At 67.5% G+C, this 16,402-nt stretch carries 15 protein-coding genes; 10 read left to right on the top strand and 5 right to left on the bottom strand.

Annotation, left to right across the window (positions count from 1 at the left end; translation table 11 throughout):
* The first annotated feature begins 24 nt into the window (after positions 1-24).
* The 5 genes from ABDJ85_RS08055 to ABDJ85_RS08075 are packed head-to-tail and all read left to right on the top strand — an operon-like array spanning position 25 to position 3,148.
* The gene (locus ABDJ85_RS08055; protein WP_347704240.1) at positions 25-549 is read left to right on the top strand and encodes a tetratricopeptide repeat protein; all 525 of its coding nucleotides are present in this window, start codon (positions 25-27) and stop codon (positions 547-549) included.
* Between the two features lie 25 nt (positions 550-574).
* Entirely contained in the window at positions 575-1,129 is a 555-nt protein-coding gene (locus ABDJ85_RS08060) for a peptidylprolyl isomerase (protein ID WP_347704241.1), read from the top strand.
* The gene (locus ABDJ85_RS08065; protein ID WP_347704242.1) at positions 1,126-1,632 is read left to right on the top strand and encodes a peptidylprolyl isomerase; all 507 of its coding nucleotides are present in this window, start codon (positions 1,126-1,128) and stop codon (positions 1,630-1,632) included. The genes ABDJ85_RS08060 and ABDJ85_RS08065 overlap by 4 nt, the downstream gene beginning before the upstream one ends.
* A gap of 5 nt (positions 1,633-1,637) precedes the next feature.
* Complete coding sequence (locus ABDJ85_RS08070; protein WP_347704872.1) at positions 1,638-2,381, top strand: UDP-2,3-diacylglucosamine diphosphatase; 744 nt, start codon at positions 1,638-1,640, stop codon at positions 2,379-2,381.
* Positions 2,375-3,148, top strand: coding sequence for a M90 family metallopeptidase (locus ABDJ85_RS08075; RefSeq protein WP_347704243.1), 774 nt, complete (start codon positions 2,375-2,377; stop codon positions 3,146-3,148). The genes ABDJ85_RS08070 and ABDJ85_RS08075 overlap by 7 nt, the downstream gene beginning before the upstream one ends.
* A gap of 25 nt (positions 3,149-3,173) precedes the next feature.
* Here ABDJ85_RS08075 and clpA read toward each other — a convergent pair whose 3' ends face one another.
* Positions 3,174-5,498, bottom strand: a complete 2,325-nt coding sequence (gene clpA, locus ABDJ85_RS08080) for an ATP-dependent Clp protease ATP-binding subunit ClpA (RefSeq protein ID WP_347704244.1) — start codon at positions 5,496-5,498, stop codon at positions 3,174-3,176.
* The gene (clpS, locus tag ABDJ85_RS08085) at positions 5,495-5,827 is read right to left on the bottom strand and encodes an ATP-dependent Clp protease adapter ClpS (RefSeq protein ID WP_347704873.1); all 333 of its coding nucleotides are present in this window, start codon (positions 5,825-5,827) and stop codon (positions 5,495-5,497) included. Before clpS ends, clpA begins: the two co-directional genes overlap by 4 nt.
* Before the next feature lie 238 nt (positions 5,828-6,065).
* On the opposite strand from clpS, the gene ABDJ85_RS08090 reads away from it, so the two are divergent.
* Positions 6,066-6,296: a cold shock domain-containing protein gene (locus tag ABDJ85_RS08090; RefSeq protein ID WP_347704245.1), complete on the top strand. Its 231-nt coding sequence runs from the start codon at positions 6,066-6,068 to the stop codon at positions 6,294-6,296.
* 86 nt (positions 6,297-6,382) lie between these two features.
* On the opposite strand, the gene ABDJ85_RS08095 is transcribed toward ABDJ85_RS08090, so the two are convergent.
* On the bottom strand, positions 6,383-6,910 hold the full coding sequence (locus tag ABDJ85_RS08095) for a MarR family winged helix-turn-helix transcriptional regulator (protein ID WP_347704246.1): 528 nt from the start codon (positions 6,908-6,910) through the stop codon (positions 6,383-6,385).
* A 110-nt stretch (positions 6,911-7,020) separates the two neighbouring features.
* Here ABDJ85_RS08095 and ABDJ85_RS08100 point away from each other — a divergent pair, with 110 nt between their 5' ends.
* A complete protein-coding gene (locus ABDJ85_RS08100) occupies positions 7,021-7,974 on the top strand; it encodes a Bug family tripartite tricarboxylate transporter substrate binding protein (protein ID WP_347704247.1) in 954 nt (317 codons plus the stop codon).
* A 27-nt stretch (positions 7,975-8,001) separates the two neighbouring features.
* Positions 8,002-9,558 (top strand): sulfatase-like hydrolase/transferase, encoded by a 1,557-nt coding sequence (locus ABDJ85_RS08105; RefSeq protein ID WP_347704248.1) that lies wholly within the window; start codon positions 8,002-8,004, stop codon positions 9,556-9,558.
* A 7-nt stretch (positions 9,559-9,565) separates the two neighbouring features.
* Here ABDJ85_RS08105 and ABDJ85_RS08110 read toward each other — a convergent pair whose 3' ends face one another.
* Complete coding sequence (locus ABDJ85_RS08110) at positions 9,566-11,314, bottom strand: SulP family inorganic anion transporter (protein ID WP_347704249.1); 1,749 nt, start codon at positions 11,312-11,314, stop codon at positions 9,566-9,568.
* Between the two features lie 223 nt (positions 11,315-11,537).
* Between ABDJ85_RS08110 and ABDJ85_RS08115 the strand changes: the two genes are divergently transcribed.
* Positions 11,538-13,775, top strand: a complete 2,238-nt coding sequence (locus tag ABDJ85_RS08115; protein WP_347704250.1) for an NADP-dependent isocitrate dehydrogenase — start codon at positions 11,538-11,540, stop codon at positions 13,773-13,775.
* Positions 13,776-13,914: 139 nt separating this feature from the next.
* Positions 13,915-15,066 (top strand): ABC transporter substrate-binding protein, encoded by a 1,152-nt coding sequence (locus ABDJ85_RS08120; RefSeq protein ID WP_347704251.1) that lies wholly within the window; start codon positions 13,915-13,917, stop codon positions 15,064-15,066.
* A gap of 9 nt (positions 15,067-15,075) precedes the next feature.
* Here the strand turns inward: ABDJ85_RS08120 and icd are convergent, their stop codons facing one another.
* Positions 15,076-16,338: an NADP-dependent isocitrate dehydrogenase gene (icd, locus tag ABDJ85_RS08125; protein ID WP_347704252.1), complete on the bottom strand. Its 1,263-nt coding sequence runs from the start codon at positions 16,336-16,338 to the stop codon at positions 15,076-15,078.
* Positions 16,339-16,402: the final 64 nt, after the last annotated feature.

Here is a 16,402-nt window from a genome sequence, read left to right on the forward strand (position 1 = left end):
AGCGCCCCCTGCCCCACGAGACCGATGCTCCCCCTCCCCTTTCGCGCCCTGCTGGCCCTGCTGACGCTGGCTTGCGCCGTGCCTGCGCGCGCCGACGAGCTGGCCGAGGCCCAGCGGCTGTGGCTGGCGCAGCGGCGCGGCGAGGCTGTCGCCCAGGTCGAGGCGGCCCTCAAGAAGACGCCCGACGACCTCCGCCTGCGCTTTGCGCTCGGGGTGATGGCCATGGAGCTGGGCCAGCAGGCCCGCGCCCGCGCCGTCTTCCAGGCGCTGACGCAGGAACATCCTGACCTCGCCGACCCGCACAACAACCTCGCCGTGCTGCAAGCGGCCGCGGGCGACCTGGACGGCGCCCGCGACTCGCTGGAACAAGCGCTGCGCCTGCAGCCCGACCACCAGCAGGCTCAGGAGAACCTGGGCGACGTGCTGCTGCGGCTGGCCGCGCGTGCCTACGAACGAGCCGCCCAGGGGCCGACACCCGCCACGCCATCGGTGCAGACCAAGCTGCAGCGCACGCAGTCCCTGACCCGCGACCTCAACTTGACCCATTGAGCCCCGCAGCTCTGGAGCCCTCGCCATGTTTCGATCCCTGATTGCCGTCGCCACCCTGCTCGCCGCCACCCTCGCGCAGGCGCAGACCGTCAAGCTCATCACCACCGAAGGCGAGATCCGCATCGAGCTGGATGCCGAAAAGGCCCCCAAGACCGTCGCCAACTTTCTGCAGTACGTGAAGGCCGGGCACTACAACGGCACCGTCTTCCACCGCGTGATCGAGAACTTCATGATCCAGGGCGGCGGCTATGACGCCAAGCTGAACCAGCGCCCCACCAAGCCGCCCATCCCGCTTGAGTCCGCCAACGGCCTGCTCAACGTGCGCGGCACCGTCGCCATGGCGCGCATGTCCGAGCCCAACACGGCCAACTCGCAGTTCTTCATCAACGTGGTCGACAACGCCTTCCTGAATCGGACCGAAGAAAAGCCCGGTTACGCGGTCTTTGGCAAGGTCATCGAAGGCATGGACGTCGTCGACAAGATCCGCGTCGTGCCGGTGGCGCCTCAAGGCGTGCACCAGCACTTTCCCGTCACCCCCATCCTCATCACCAAGGCTCTGATCGAGCCCACCCCGAAATGAGCACCAATCCGCAAGTCGAACTGACCACCAATCTCGGCGTCATCAAGATCGAGCTGGATGCCGCAAAGGCACCCAAGACGGTCGAGAACTTCCTCGCCTATGTGCGCAAGGGCCACTACGACGGCACCATCTTTCACCGCGTGATCAAGCGCTTCATGATCCAGGGCGGTGGCTTTGATGCCAGCATGAACCAGAAGCCGACCGACGCCGCCGTCGAAAACGAGTCGGCCAACGGCCTGCAAAACCTCAAGTACACCCTGGCCATGGCGCGCACCAATGCACCGCACTCGGCCACGGCGCAGTTCTTCATCAACGCCGCCGACAACGCCTTCCTGGACCGCGCCAGCAGCCAGGACGGCTGGGGCTATGCGGTGTTCGGCAAGGTCGTCGAAGGCACGGCCGTGGTGGACGAGATCGAGAAGGTCCGCACCAGCAATGCTGGCTTCCACCGCGACGTGCCGGTCGATGCCGTGGTGATCGAGCGCGCGGTCGAACTGTCTTGATCCCGGTGCTGCGGGCCGAGCCGCACTGGCAGCAGATTGATCTGCTGTCGGATCTGCACCTCGGCCCGGAGACACCGCGCACCCTCGCGCGGCTGGCACGCCACCTGGCCGAGACGCCGGCCCAGGCCGTGTTCCTGCTGGGCGATGTGTTCGAAGTCTGGGTTGGCGACGACGCCCGCTTTGCGCCCTGCGAGCACAGCGTCGTGCAGATGCTCAAGGCCGCCAGCAGCCGGCGCGCGCTCTTCTTCATGCCCGGCAATCGCGACTTCCTCGTCGGCGCCGACATGCTGGCCGCCTGCGGCATGCCGCCGCCACTGGCCGACCCGACCGTGCTGGAAGCCTTTGGCCGTCGCTGGCTGCTGAGCCATGGCGATGCGCAATGCCTGGGCGATGCCGCCTACCAGCAACTGCGCTTGCAACTGCGCAACCCGGCCTGGCAGCAGGCCTTTCTGGCCAAACCCCTGGCCGAGCGCCGCGCCTTTGCCGCCCAAGCGCGCGACGCCAGCCGCAGTGCCCAGGCCGCCATGCTCGCGCACGCCGACCTGGACGCCGACACCTGCCGCGCTCAACTGCAAACCGCTGGTGCGATGGAGATGATCCACGGCCACACCCATCGGCCGGCCACACACGAATTGGGCGACGGCCTGCGGCGCCATGTGCTGTCGGACTGGGACTTCGACACCGCCACTCGCGGCGACGTGCTGCGCCTCAGTGCGGCCGGGCTGGAACGCATCGCGCTTGAATGCTGAGCGCCTGGCTCGAGCGCTGGCGTGATTGGCGCGACGAGCAGCACGTCGCCCGGCACGCCATCCCCGACACGCTGTGGCAGTTGACGCTGCTGCGCCACCCCTTCCTCGCGCAGCGCAGCGCGGCCGACCTTGCCCGCTTGCGGCGCCTCTCCAGCCTCTTCCTGGCCACCAAGGAGTTCCACGGCGCAAACGGCTTTGAGGTCACCGACGAAATCGCCGTGGCTGTGGCGGCACAAGCCTGCCTGCCCATCCTGTACCTCGGCCTCCAGCACTACGAGGGCTTCGTGGGCATCGTGATGCACGAGGGCGAGGTCGTGGCGCGCCGCGAGGTGCTTGATGACGACGGCATCGTCCACGCCTACGACGAAGAGCTGGCCGGCGAGGCCATGGAGGGCGGCCCGGTCATGCTCGCCTGGCAGGCCGTCGCCAGCAGTGATGACCCGGCGCTGGTGGGCACCGACGCCGTCTACAACGTCGTCATCCACGAGTTCGCCCATGTGCTGGACATGGAGGATGGCGTGGCCGATGGCGTGCCTCTGCTCGCCTCAGCGGCGGAACGTGAAGCCTGGGTCGCCGTCATCGATCCCGCCTGGGAGCGCTTCTGTGCACGCGTGGATGCCGGGGAGGAAACCTTGATCGACCCCTATGGCGCCGAGGCGGTGGAAGAGTTCTTTGCCGTCGCGACCGAGGCCTTCTTCATCGCGCCCAAAGAAATTCAGCGCGAGGAGCCGGAGCTCTTCGCGCTGCTGGGTGGGTTCTACGGCTAGGCCCGCTGAGGCGCCTGGCCCTTGATCAGACCGTCGCTGCTTCAGCCCGCGGCTTGCCATCCTTGGAAGGCTTGCCGGTGGACTGGATGTCGAGCTTGACCTGCTCGTCGGCATCGACATCGACCGTCAAGCGGCCCCCATCGACCAGGCGACCGAACAGCAACTCGTCGGCCAGCGCGCGGCGGATGGTGTCCTGGATCAGGCGCTGCATGGGGCGTGCGCCCATCAGCGGGTCGAAGCCCTTCTTGCCCAGCATCTGGCGCAGCGCGTCGGTGAAGGTGACCTCGACCTTCTTCTCGCCGAGTTGGCTCTCCAACTGCAGCAGGAACTTGTCGACCACGCGCAGGATGATGTCCTCGTCCAGCGCGCGGAAGGACACGATGGCGTCCAACCGGTTGCGGAACTCGGGCGTGAACAGGCGCTTGATGTCGGCCATCTCATCGCCCTGCTGACGCTGGGTGGTGAAGCCAATGGTCGACTTGTTCATGATCTCGGCGCCCGCATTGGTCGTCATGATGATGATGACGTTGCGGAAGTCGGCCTTGCGCCCGTTGTTGTCGGTCAGCGTGCCGTGGTCCATGACCTGCAGCAGCACATTGAAGACGTCGGGGTGGGCCTTCTCGATCTCGTCGAGCAGCAGCACGGCATGCGGCTTCTTGGTGACGGCCTCGGTCAGCAGGCCGCCCTGGTCAAAGCCCACATAGCCGGGAGGCGCGCCGATGAGGCGGCTCACCGCGTGGCGCTCCATGTACTCGGACATGTCGAAGCGGATCAGCTCGACACCGAGGATGTAGGCCAACTGCTTGGCCACCTCAGTCTTGCCCACGCCGGTGGGGCCGCTGAAGAGGAAGGAGCCGATCGGCTTGTCCGGACGGCCCAGGCCTGAGCGCGCCATCTTGATGGCGGCCGCCAGCGCGTCGATGGCCGGGTCTTGCCCGAACACCACGCTCTTCAAATCGCGGTCCAGGGTCTTGAGCTTGCTGCGGTCGTCGCTCGACACCGAGGCGGGCGGGATGCGCGCGATCTTGGCGACGATGTCCTCGACCTCAGCACGCGTGATGGTCTTCTTCTGCTTGCTCTTGGGCAGCACACGCTGGGCGGCGCCGGCCTCGTCGATCACGTCGATGGCCTTGTCGGGCAGGTGGCGGTCGTTGATGTACTTGGCTGACAGCTCGGCCGCCGCCTGCAGGGCCCCGAGCGCATAGCGCACGCTGTGGTGCTCCTCGAAGCGCGACTTGAGGCCCTTGAGGATCTCGATGGTCTGCTCCACCGAAGGCTCGGCCACATCGATCTTCTGGAAGCGCCGCGACAGCGCCGCGTCCTTTTCGAAGATGCCGCGGTACTCGGTGAAAGTGGTGGCGCCGATGCACTTCATCGCCCCACTGGACAGCGCCGGCTTGAGCAGATTGCTGGCGTCCAGCGTGCCACCCGACGCCGCGCCGGCGCCGATCAGGGTGTGGATCTCGTCGATGAAGAGCACCGCATGCGGCTGCTCCTTCAACGCCTTGAGCACGGACTTGAGGCGCTGCTCAAAGTCGCCGCGGTACTTGGTGCCGGCCAGCAGCGCGCCCATGTCGAGCGCGTAGACGACGCTGTCGGCCAGCACTTCGGGCACGGCACCCTCGGTGATGCGCCAGGCCAGGCCTTCGGCGATGGCGGTCTTGCCCACGCCGGCTTCGCCCACCAGCAGCGGGTTGTTCTTGCGGCGGCGGCACAGCACCTGCACCACGCGCTCCACCTCGGGCTCACGGCCGATCAGCGGGTCGATCTTGCCGTCCTTGGCGAGCTGGTTGAGGTTCTGGGTGAACTGCTCCAGCGGCGAGGCCTTGGCTGCGCCTTGCTCGCCCGCTTCCTCGCGCTCGCCTTCCTGGCCGCCCGAGGGGTTCTCGGGCTGCTTGGGGGGCTCGGGCTCGGTCTTCTTGATGCCGTGGGCGATGAAGTTGACGACGTCCAGGCGCGTCACGCCCTGCTGGTGCAGGTAGTAGACGGCGTGCGAGTCCTTCTCGCCAAAGATGGCCACGATGACGTTGGCGCCGGTCACTTCCTTCTTGCCATTGCCCGTGCTTTGCACATGCATGATGGCGCGCTGGATGACGCGCTGGAAGCCCAGGGTCGGCTGGGTGTCCACCTCGTCGGTGCCACCCACGGTCGGCGTGTTTTCCTTGATGAACTGCGTCAGGCTCTTGCGCAGATCGTCCACATTGGCGGCACAGGCGCGCAGCACCTCGGCGGCGCTGGGGTTGTCCAGCAGCGCGAGCAGCAGGTGCTCCACGGTGATGAACTCGTGCCGCTGCTGCCGAGCCTCCACAAACGCCATGTGCAGGCTGACCTCAAGCTCTTGCGCAATCATGCGGCCTCCATCGTGCATTGAAGGGGGTGGCCCGCCCGCCGGGAAGCGGCCAGCACCAGTTCCACCTTCGTGGACGCAACGTCCCGGGTATAGACCCCACAGACCCCGCGCCCCTCGTGGTGGATTTTGAGCATGATCTGGGTCGCCGTATCGAGGTCGTGCCGGAAATACTCCTGCAAAACCATGACGACGAATTCCATCGGCGTGAAATCGTCATTGAGCAGCAACACCTGATACAGGCGGGGGGGTTCGGTGCGCTGCGGAACCCGTTCGAGCGCCACGCTGCCATCGCCCTCGCCGCCGCCGGGTTGGGCGGGTGCGGGAGGCATAGCCTGGTTAACGATTCGAACAAATTCAGCCGCGACCATGCCTTGATTCTAGGGTTGGCCGGAAAAGGCCCTACGCCCGTGGACAAGGGCTTTTCGAGTCGTTTTACTACCGCGTCGACTTTGTTTGTTCATCCCACGAAAGTGAGGGTCTGCCCCAACCGGGCGGCTCCTAATGGGCCAATGCTAGCGCTACCGGAAAAATGCACCTCGAAGTAACTACAACGATGGAGGCTGGATCATGGCTGTGGGCAAAGTGAAGTGGTTCAACGACGCCAAGGGGTTTGGGTTCATCGAACCCGAGGCCGGTGGCGGTGACGTTTTTGCCCATTTCTCGGCAATCCAGATGGAAGGGTTTCGCACGCTGAAGCAGGGCAGCCAGGTCCAGTTCGAACTGGTGCAGGGCCCCAAGGGCCAGCTGGCGCAGAACATCACGCCGATGGAGACGGCACCTTCGAGCGAAGCTGCCTGAGGCTGGGCCCCGCCCGCCAGGCACCGTTCTCGAATCGTCAGCCCCGCAACCCGTAAGGGGGTGCGGGGCTTTTTTCTGCCGCCGGGTCAGCGCTGGTGGGTGAACCCCGCCCGGCCGCGCCGGCGCTCGGCCTTGGGCAGAGGCGTGGTGGCCAGCAAGCCGGTGGCGCGTGACTGCAGCGTGTCGAGCGCCTGGGTCAGGGTGGCCACGCTGGCATCGTCCAGGCCGGCCAACAACTCGCGATTGAGTGCGGCCACGCGGGGCAGGATGCGCTGGTAGAGCGCCCGCCCTGCGTCGGTGAGGTCCACGACGATGAGCCGCCGATCTCTCGGCAAGGGCACGCGGCTGACCAAGCCTTTCTCGGTGAGCGTGGACAAGGTGCGCGAGGTGCGGGCGCGGTCCAGCGCTGCGCGCTCGGCCAGCACCGAAGGCTGAGTCGGCCCCGCACCGCCCAGCCAGCCGATGAAGCGCCACTCGCGCCGGGTGATGCCGAACTCGCCCTCGCACAGCCGCACCACCATGCTGCCAGCCGTGGCGTAGAGCCGCCCCAGGCGGTAGAGCAGCAGGTCTTCAACGGACTGGGGGTCGCGCAGGCGCTGCGAGGGCTGGGACATCAGCGTTCACCCGGGGGTGGATTGATTAGATCAATCCATGCTACGGGGGCTAGATTGCGTCCGCCAGAGGGGAGCTTCCCCTGGTGGACACCGCTACCCCGGAGACCCGCATGACCCGATCGCTGCTGCTTGCCCTGAGCCTGTGCCTGCCCCTGCTGAGCGGCGCGCAGACCGCCTGGCCGGAAAAGCCGATCCGCATCGTGCTGCCCTACCCGCCCGGGGGGCCCAGTGACATCGTGATGCGGGCTGCGGGCGAGAAGATGCTCGTCAGCCTCAAGCAGCCGCTGGTGATCGACAACAAGCCCGGCGCCGGCGGCAACCTGGGCACCGCCGAGGTCTCGCGCGCGGCGCCCGACGGCCACACCTGGCTGGTCTCCACCGACACGACCTTCACGGTCAACCCGCACGTCTACAAATCGCTGGGCTTCAAGCCCGACGACCTGATCCCCGTGGCCATGCTCACCCAGTTTGGGCAGACCTTGGTCTGCCACCCGAGCGTGGGCGTTCACACGGTGACGGAACTGGTCGCCAAGGCCAAGGGCCAGCGCATGAACTACGCCTCAGGCGGCCTCGGCGTACCCGGCCACCTGACGATGGAGCTGCTGCAGTCGCTGGCCGGCTTCGACATGACCCACATTCCCTATAAAGGCCCGGGGCCGGCCACGCAGGATGTACTGGGGGGCCAAGTGCCCTGCGGATTTTTGGCCGGCCCCACGGTGCTCCCGCATGTCGCAGCGGGCAAACTGGTCGCGCTCGCGGTGTCCAGCGCCACGCGCTCGCCCGCCCTGCCCGATGTGCCCACCGTAGCCGAGGCCGGCATCAAGGGCTATGAGGCCAACTTCTACCTGGTCGCGATGGCCCCCAAGGGCACGCCGGAGGCCATCGTGCAGAAGTTCCGCGCGGCCTTGCTTGAAGCGCTGAGGGCGCCCGACGTGGTGGCCCGCCTCAAGGCCAGCGACCAGGTCGTGGTGGGCTATGACGGCGCCAAGACCGCCGCCGTGCTGGCCGCCGACTCCAAGAAATGGGGCGAGATCGCGCGCAAGATCCAGCTCGGACTGGATTGATTGCTTGGATTGATTGCTGCCCCGAGGATGAACGTCCTCTTCATCATGTCGGACCAGCTGCGCTGGGACCATGTGTCCTGCGCCGGTCACCCCTATCTGCGCACGGCCAACATCGATGCACTGGCCGCACGCGGCGTGCGCTTCACGCAGGCCTATGTGAACAGCGGCGTCTGTGGCCCCAGCCGCATGAGCTACTACACCGGCCGCTACCCCATCAGCCACGGCGCCACCTGGAACCGCGTGCCGCTCTCGGTGGGCGAGATGACGCTGGGCGAGTACCTGCGCGCCGCAGGAGGCGGGCAGGACCTGTGGCTGGCCGGCAAGACCCATGTGCTGCCCGACATCGAGGGCCTCAAGCGCCTGTCCATCGAGGGCCAGACCGAGCTCGGGCATCTGCTGGCGCACGGCGGCTTCCGCGAGGTCGAGCGCTACGACGGCCATCACGAAACCGGCCCGGGCGACGCCTACTCGCGCTTCCTGCGGGACCAGGGCTATGCCAGCGAGCACCCCTGGAGCGACTACGTGATCTCGGCCATCGACAAGGCTGGGCAGGTGGTGAGCGGCTGGCAGATGCGCAACGTGCACCTGCCCGCACGCGTGGCCGAGGCGCACTCCGAAACCGCCTACATGACCGACCAAGCCATCGGCTTCATGCGCCGCCAGGGCAGCCGCCCCTGGGTGCTGCACCTCAGCTATGTGAAGCCGCACTGGCCCTATATGGCCCCGTCGCCCTATCACGCGCGCTACCGCGATGACCAATGCCTGCCCACGGTCAAGACCGAGGCCGAGCTGGCCGACGCCCACCCCGCCCTGGCCGCCTACCGCCAACACGAGGAATGCCTGGCCTTTGCGCGCGACGAGGTGGTGCGCAAGGTGCGCCCCGCCTACCAGGGGCTGATCCATCAGCTCGACGACCACCTCGGCCGGCTCTTCGAGGCCATGGACCAACTCGGCCGCCTCAAGGACACCTTGATCATCTTCTGCGCTGACCATGGCGACTTCCTCGGCGACCACTGGCTGGGCGAGAAGGAGCTGTTCTACGACACCGTGCAGCGCGTGCCCTTCATCGTGGTGGACCCCCGCCCCGAGGCCGACGTCACGCGGGGCAGCACCGACGAGCGCTTTGTGGAGTGCGTGGACGTGGTGCCCACCGTGCTGGACGCACTGGGCCTGCCCATCCCGCACCACCGCATCGAGGGCGAGAGCCTGCTGCCGCTGCTGCATGGCCAGCAGCCTGCGTGGCGCCAGGCCGTCTACAGCGAGCTGGACTACAGCTTCCGCGAGGCGCGCCTGCAGCTGGGCCGCTCGCCGCAGCAATCACGCGCCTTCTCGCTGCGCACCACGCGCTGGTGCTATGTCTACTGGCTCGATCTGCCCGAACAGCTCTATGACCTGCAGGCCGACCCCAACCAACTGGTCGACCTCGGGCGCGAGCCCGCCACCGAAGCGGTGCGCCGCCAGATGCGCGAGCAGCTGCTCGACTTCCTGGCCCGGCGCAAACACCGCACGACGGTGAGCGACGAGTTCATCGAGCAGCGCACCAACCAGCACAAGCAGGCTGGCGTCTTCTACGGCCAGTGGTGAAAGGCGTTCAGCCGGGCGCCGCCCCAGGCTGAGCCCCACACTCTTCAAAGACCCGCGCCCGGCAGTGTGCGCACACCGCAGGGTCCAGCTGCGGCACGATGGCTGCGATGGCGCTGCGCTTGTCCGGGAAGATGTGGCCCGGCCCCAGCCGCTGCAGGAAGCCGCTGCGCTCCCAGGCCACCAGCACCTCCGGGCGAGGCCGGTGGAAATACAGGCCCTGCCCCGGCTGGCTGCGCAGCGCGCGCTCGCGCTCCCAGAGTGCCGCGCCTGCGGGGTCGATGAAGTTCATGCTCTTGCCCATCACCAGCAGGTGACTCGGCGGTGAGGCGCCGTTGGCATCGGGCTCGCGCAGCTGGCGCAGGGTCTCGGCCACATGGGCCTCGGCGCCGTACCAGACCGGGCCTTCCATGCGCAGCAGCTTGAGCTGCGGGCACTCAGGCGCCCCGGGCTCCAGCACGACGAAGCGGCGCTCGCTGCCCGGCAACGGCGCAGCTGCAAAACCCATGCTGCGCAGCGCCGGGTGCGCAGTGCGGTGCAGGTAGAGCACCAGGGACGCCGCCACGCCGGCCAGCACGGCCACCTCCAGCGGCAGCGCCAAGGTGGCCACCAGCGTACCGGCCGCCACGCCCGCCTCGCGCCGGTCCACGCGCCACAGCTCGCGCCACTGGCCAAGGTCCACCAGGCTCCAGGCCACCAGCAGCAGCAACGCATCAATGGCCGCCATCGGCACCCAGGCCAGCGCAGCCCCCGCCCAGCCCACCAGCAGCAGCACCAACACCGCCGCCATCACGGCCGCCAGCGGCGTGCGAGCGCCGGCCTCGATGTGCGGGGCCGAGCGGTTGAGCGAGCCACAGCTCACCAGCGCCGAGCTGCACGCCCCCGCCACATTGGCCAGGCCCTGGCCCAGGCATTCGCGGTTCACGTCAAAGGCCTGGCCGGTGCGCGCGGCCAGTGCCTTGGCGATGGCGATGCTCTGCCCCAGGGCCACCAGCGTGAGCGCCAGCGCCAACGTGGCCAGGCGCGGCAGGTCCTGCCACTGCAGCGCCGGCCAGGCCAGCGGAGGCCAGGCCTCGGCCGGCGCCGCCACGGTGGCCAATTGCCAGCCCCACTGCCAGGCCCCGATGGCCGCCAGCAACGTGGCCGCCCCCAGCGCCAGCAGCAAGCCCGGCGCACGCGGCCACCAGCGTCGTGCCGCTGCGGCCAGCCCCAGGGCCAGCGCCCCCACGAGCAGGGTTGCGCGGGCATCGCCGGCCTCCTGCCTCCAGGCCTGCGCGGCGTGCAGCGCAATCAGCAGCGCTGCTCCGCTGGTGAAGCCGAGCAGCACCGTCGGCGAGATGAAATGCGTGACGGCCCCCAGGCGCAGCGCCCACACTGCCAACTGGATGACGCCCACGAACAGCGTCAAGGCCAGCGCCAGGCGCAGGTACTCGGGGCTACCGGCCACGGCGAGCGGCGCCAGCCCGGCGCTGAGCGCCAGCGAGAGCGCATTGGTAGGCCCCGTGATCATCAGGCGGCTGGCGCCCAGCAGCGCTGCCACCGCCGTGGGCAGGATGGAGGCATACAGGCCCCACGCGGGCGGCACCCCGGCCAGCGCCGCAAAGGCAATGCCCTGCGGCACCGCCAGCACTGCCGCGAGCACAGCGGCCAGCGCATCGGCCCGCAGCGTGGCACCGTTCACCTCGGCCACCCAGGGGCCGAGCCAGCGGGCCCCAATGCGCCCCGGCTTGACGGGGTGCGCGGCGGGGCTCTTGGGCATGCCGCAGAGCCTAGCACCCGGCCCCTACCCGCATGGATCGGGAAAGCACGCCATGACATGAGCCTGACGCCCCAAGTTCAGGCGTGGCGACAACCCACCAGGTGTGCACCGCGAAGGCGGCCGCGCCCCCTGACGGGGGCCCGCTTGCTAGAGTTGCGGGCTACGCAGTTGCGGCGCCTGGCGCCGCGCCCTCTCCACCCTCAGGACCACCGGGACCCATGCCATGAGCGCCGACAAGAGCCAGATCGTTTACACCCTGACCGACGAAGCCCCTCGTCTGGCCACCGCCTCCTTGCTGCCCGTCGTCCAGCGCTTTGGCGCGCAGGCCGGCATCGACGTCGTCACCAGCGACATCTCGGTCGCGGGGCGCATCCTGGGCCAGTTCCCCGAGTACCTGAGCGAGGAACAACGCGCCCCGGACAACCTCGCCGCGCTGGGCAAACTCACGCTCAAGCCCGAAGCCAACATCATCAAGCTGCCCAACATCAGCGCCTCCGTCGCCCAGCTCAAGGCCGCGATCAAGGAGCTGCAGGACAAGGGCTACAAGATCCCCGACTTCCCCGAGAAGCCCGAGACCGACGAGCAGAAGGACATCCGCGCCCGCTACAACAAGTGCATCGGCTCGGCCGTGAACCCGGTGCTGCGCGAGGGCAACTCCGACCGCCGTGCGCCCAAGGCCGTCAAGGAATATGCCCGCAAGAACCCGCACCGCATGGACGCCTGGAGCGCTGCCTCGCGCTCGCACGTCTCGCACATGCACGCCGGCGACTTCTATCACGGTGAGAAGTCCATGACCCTGGACCGCGCCCGTGACGTGAAGATGGAGCTCATCACCAAGAGCGGCAAAACCATCGTCCTGAAGCCCAAGGTCGCGCTGCTCGACCGCGAGGTCATCGACTCCATGTTCATGAGCAAGAAGGCCCTGCTGGACTTCTACGAGAAGGAGATCGAGGACGCGCGCAAGACCGGTGTGATGTTCTCGCTGCACGTCAAGGCCACCATGATGAAGGTCTCGCACCCCATCGTGTTCGGCCACTGCGTCAAGATCTTCTACAAGGAAGCCTTCGAGAAGCACGGCAAGCTCTTCGACGAGCTGGGCATCAATGTCAACAACGGCATGGTCGATCTCTACACCAAGATCGCCGCGCTGCCGCAGAGCAAGCAGGACGAGATCAAGCGCGACCTGCACGCCTGCCAGGAGCACCGCCCCGAGCTGGCCATGGTCGATTCGGCCAAGGGCATCACCAACTTCCACTCGCCCAACGACGTGATCGTGGACGCCTCGATGCCGGCCATGATCCGCAGCGGCGGCAAGATGTACGGCGCCGATGGCCGCCTGAAGGAAGTCAAGGCCGTGATGCCGGAATCGACCTTCGCCCGGATCTACCAGGAGATGATCAACTTCTGCAAATGGCACGGCGCCTTCGACCCGCGCACCATGGGCACGGTGCCCAACGTCGGCCTGATGGCCCAGCAGGCCGAGGAATACGGCTCGCACGACAAGACCTTCGAGATCCCCGAGGACGGTGTCGCCAACATCACCGACCTGGCCACCGGCGAAGTGCTGATGAGCCAGGACGTCGAGCAAGGCGACATCTGGCGCATGTGCCAGTGCAAGGACGCCGCCATCCGCGACTGGGTCAAGCTGGCCGTCAACCGCGCCCGCAACTCCGGCATGCCGGTGGTCTTCTGGCTCGATGCCTACCGCCCGCACGAGGCGCAGCTGATCACCAAGGTCAAGATGTACCTGCACGAGCACGACACCACCGGGCTCGACATCCAGATCATGAGCCAGGTGCGCGCCATGCGCTACACGCTGGAGCGCGTGATCCGCGGCCTCGACACCATCAGCGCCACCGGCAACATCCTGCGCGACTACCTGACCGACCTCTTCCCCATCATGGAGCTGGGCACCAGCGCCAAGATGCTGTCCATCGTGCCCCTGATGGCCGGTGGCGGCATGTACGAGACGGGCGCCGGCGGCTCGGCCCCCAAGCACGTGCAGCAGCTGGTGGAAGAGAACCACCTGCGCTGGGATTCGCTCGGCGAGTTCCTGGCCCTGGCCGTGAGCTTTGAAGAGCTGGGCATCAAGACCGGCAACGCCAAGGCCAAGGTGCTGGCCAAGGCCCTCGACGCCGCCACCGGCAAGCTGCTGGACAACGGCAAGGGCCCCAGCCCCAAGACCGGCGAGCTCGACAACCGCGGCAGCCACTTCTACCTGACGCTGTACTGGGCCCAGGCCTTGGCCGCGCAGACGGAAGACGCCGAGCTGGCCACCCGCTTCAAGCCCCTGGCTGAAGCCCTGACCGCCAACGAGACCAAGATCGTTGACGAGTTCAAGGCCGTGCAAGGCAAGCCGGCCGACATCGGCGGCTACTACCTGCCCGACGTGGCCAAGATGGACGCCGTGATGCGGCCGAGCAGCACCTTCAACAGCATCCTGCAAAGCCTGGCTGCCTGACGCTCGATCGCTGTCTTTCATCCAAGGGGCGCCGCGTGCGCCCCTTTTGCATGGCCGGCGCCCCTGCGAATGAGGGCACGCGCGGGCGCCCAAGTGCACGCATACTTAGCCTGTCTAACGATATGAAGACGGAGGCGACATGCAATGCATTGCCTGGACGGGCCAACTCTTGCGCCAGCTGGGCGCCGTGCTGGGCGCTGTGCTGGTGGGGCTGGCCGCGCAGGCGCAACCCATCGTGGTCGCGCAGATCGGGCCCTTCACCGGCCTGCCCTCGCCCGACGCCAAGGAGATCAACGAAGGTGCGCGTGCGGTGTTCCAGCAGGTCAACCGGGCGGGCGGCGTCCGTGGTCGCAGCATCGAGCTGTTTGAGCTGGACGACCAGTTCACCGCGGACGGCTTTGCGCGGCAACTGCAGGCCGCGCTGCCACGCAAGCCGGTGGCGCTGATCTCCCCGATCGGCTCCGGGGCGCTGGGCAAGCTGGTCAACGAGAAGCTGCTGGACCGCCACGCCATCGCCGTCATCAACGCGATCCCGGGCTCGGAGCCCTTCCGCAAGCCGGGGCACCCGCTGCTCTTTCACGTGCGCGCCAGCGACCGGCAGCAGTTGGAAAAGATCGTGCAGCACGCCCGCACCCTGGGCGTGAGCCGGCTCGGCGTGCTGTACCAGGACCTGCCCATCGGCACCGCCGGGCTCAAGGTGGTGCAGGAGCTGGCCGCACAGGCGGGCCAGACGCCGCTCAGCGTCAACGGCACACTCGCCAAACCCGACGCCGACGCCCTGACCGCTGCGGCCACGCAGGCCCTGGCGGCCCAGCCACAGGCCGTCGTGGTCATTGGCGCGCCCAAGTTCATGGCCGACGCGGTGGCGGCGCTGCGCAAGGCTGGGGCGCGGCAGTTCCTCTTTGCGCTGTCCTACATGCCAGCCGGCCTGGCCTACAAGCTGGCGGGCGAGGACGGCGCGCGCGGCGTGGGCATTGCCCAGACCTTTCCCAACCCGAATGGCGTCTCGCTGCGTCTGCAGCGCGACTTCCAATCCGCCATGCGCGCACTACAGCCCGGCGCCAAGGCCTGGACGGCCTTCCATCTGGAAGGCTATGTCAGCGCCCGGGTGCTGGTGGAAGGGCTGCGCCAGGTCAATGGCGAGATCAATGCCGACTCACTGGCCCGTGCGCTCAAGGGCCTGGGCAACCTCGACATCGGCGGCTACGTCGTCAACTTCAGCAAATCCAACGAGGGCAGCGCCTTCGTGGACATTGGCGTGATCGACAGCCGCGGCAAGCTCATCTACTGAAGCGAGGCCTCAGGCCTCGTCCATCTGCTCGATCATCACCTTGCCAAAGCCCGAGCAGGACACCTGGATCGCGCCCTCCATCAGGCGGGCGAAGTCGTAGGTGACCTTCTTGGTCAGGATGGCGCGGCCCATGCTGGCCAGCAGCAGGTCGGCGGCCTCGGTCCAGCCCATGTGGCGCAGCATCATCTCGGCCGAAAGGATCTCTGAGCCGGGGTTCACGTAGTCCTTGCCGGCGTACTTGGGCGCGGTGCCGTGCGTCGCTTCAAACACGGCGATGCTGTCCGACATATTGGCGCCCGGCGCAATGCCGATGCCGCCCACCTGCGCGGCGAGCGCGTCGGAGATGTAATCGCCATTGAGGTTGAGCGTGGCGATCACCGAGTACTCTGCCGGGCGCAGGATGATCTGCTGCAGGAAGGCGTCGGCGATCACGTCCTTGATGGTGATCGTGCGGCCCGTCCTCGGGTTGGTGAGGCGGCACCAGGGGCCGCCGTCGATGAGGGTGGCGCCGAACTCCTTCTGCGCCAGGCCATAGCCCCAGTCCCGGAAGGCGCCTTCCGTGAACTTCATGATGTTGCCCTTGTGCACCAGGGTGACGCTGGGCTTGTCGTTGTCGATGGCGTACTGGATGGCCTTGCGCACCAGGCGCTCGGTGCCCTCTTGTGACACGGGCTTGACGCCCACGCCCGAGGTCTCGGGGAAGCGGACCTTCTTGGACCCGAGTTCGTCCTGCAGGAACTTGATCAGGCGGCGCGCGCTGTCGCTGCCGGCCTCGAACTCGATGCCGGCATAGATGTCTTCCGAGTTCTCACGGAAGATGACCATGTCGACTTTGTGCGGCTCTTTCACCGGGCTGGGCACACCGTCGAAGTACTGCACCGGGCGCAGGCAGACGTAGAGGTCCAGCTCCTGCCGCAGCGTCACGTTGAGCGAGCGGATGCCGCCACCCACGGGCGTGGTGAGCGGGCCCTTGATGGAGACCAGGTAGTCCTTGAGGACCTGCACGGTCTCAAGGGGCAGCGAGACCTCGGGGCCGTAGAGCCGCGCAGCCTTGGCGCCGGCATAGACCTCCATCCAATGGATCTTGCGGGCACCGCCATAAGCCTTCTCGACGGCGGCATCCACCACCTGGAGCATGACCGGCGTGATGTCCACGCCCACACCGTCACCCTCGATGAAGGGAATGATGGGCTGGTCAGGCACATTGAGCGTGGCGTCGGCGTTGGCCGTGATCTTCTGGCCGCCTTCGGGCACCGTGACGTGCTGGTACATGGTGGATGGGCTCCGGGAGGGCAAAGAGGAAAGCGCGCGAGTTTACTGGGGGGGTGCCCGGGGT

Origin of the sequence: Roseateles paludis (genome assembly GCF_039872745.1) — a bacterium.
Lineage (GTDB): Bacteria > Pseudomonadota > Gammaproteobacteria > Burkholderiales > Burkholderiaceae_C > Pelomonas > Pelomonas paludis.

Bases quoted from the DNA above. Each gene is read 5' to 3' on its own strand.
- ABDJ85_RS08095 (WP_347704246.1), bottom strand. From the start codon at position 6,910: ATGTCCCAGCCCTCGCAGCGCCTGCGCGACCCCCAGTCCGTTGAAGAC.
- icd (WP_347704252.1), bottom strand. From the start codon at position 16,338: ATGTACCAGCACGTCACGGTGCCCGAAGGCGGCCAGAAGATCACGGCC.
- ABDJ85_RS08090 (WP_347704245.1), top strand. From the start codon at position 6,066: ATGGCTGTGGGCAAAGTGAAGTGGTTCAACGACGCCAAGGGGTTTGGG.
- ABDJ85_RS08105 (WP_347704248.1), top strand. From the start codon at position 8,002: ATGAACGTCCTCTTCATCATGTCGGACCAGCTGCGCTGGGACCATGTG.
- ABDJ85_RS08115 (WP_347704250.1), top strand. From the start codon at position 11,538: ATGAGCGCCGACAAGAGCCAGATCGTTTACACCCTGACCGACGAAGCC.
- ABDJ85_RS08110 (WP_347704249.1), bottom strand. From the start codon at position 11,314: ATGCCCAAGAGCCCCGCCGCGCACCCCGTCAAGCCGGGGCGCATTGGG.
- clpA (WP_347704244.1), bottom strand. From the start codon at position 5,498: ATGATTGCGCAAGAGCTTGAGGTCAGCCTGCACATGGCGTTTGTGGAG.
- ABDJ85_RS08075 (WP_347704243.1), top strand. From the start codon at position 2,375: ATGCTGAGCGCCTGGCTCGAGCGCTGGCGTGATTGGCGCGACGAGCAG.
- ABDJ85_RS08100 (WP_347704247.1), top strand. From the start codon at position 7,021: ATGACCCGATCGCTGCTGCTTGCCCTGAGCCTGTGCCTGCCCCTGCTG.
- ABDJ85_RS08120 (WP_347704251.1), top strand. From the start codon at position 13,915: ATGCAATGCATTGCCTGGACGGGCCAACTCTTGCGCCAGCTGGGCGCC.
- ABDJ85_RS08060 (WP_347704241.1), top strand. From the start codon at position 575: ATGTTTCGATCCCTGATTGCCGTCGCCACCCTGCTCGCCGCCACCCTC.
- ABDJ85_RS08065 (WP_347704242.1), top strand. From the start codon at position 1,126: ATGAGCACCAATCCGCAAGTCGAACTGACCACCAATCTCGGCGTCATC.
- clpS (WP_347704873.1), bottom strand. From the start codon at position 5,827: ATGCCTCCCGCACCCGCCCAACCCGGCGGCGGCGAGGGCGATGGCAGC.
- ABDJ85_RS08055 (WP_347704240.1), top strand. From the start codon at position 25: ATGCTCCCCCTCCCCTTTCGCGCCCTGCTGGCCCTGCTGACGCTGGCT.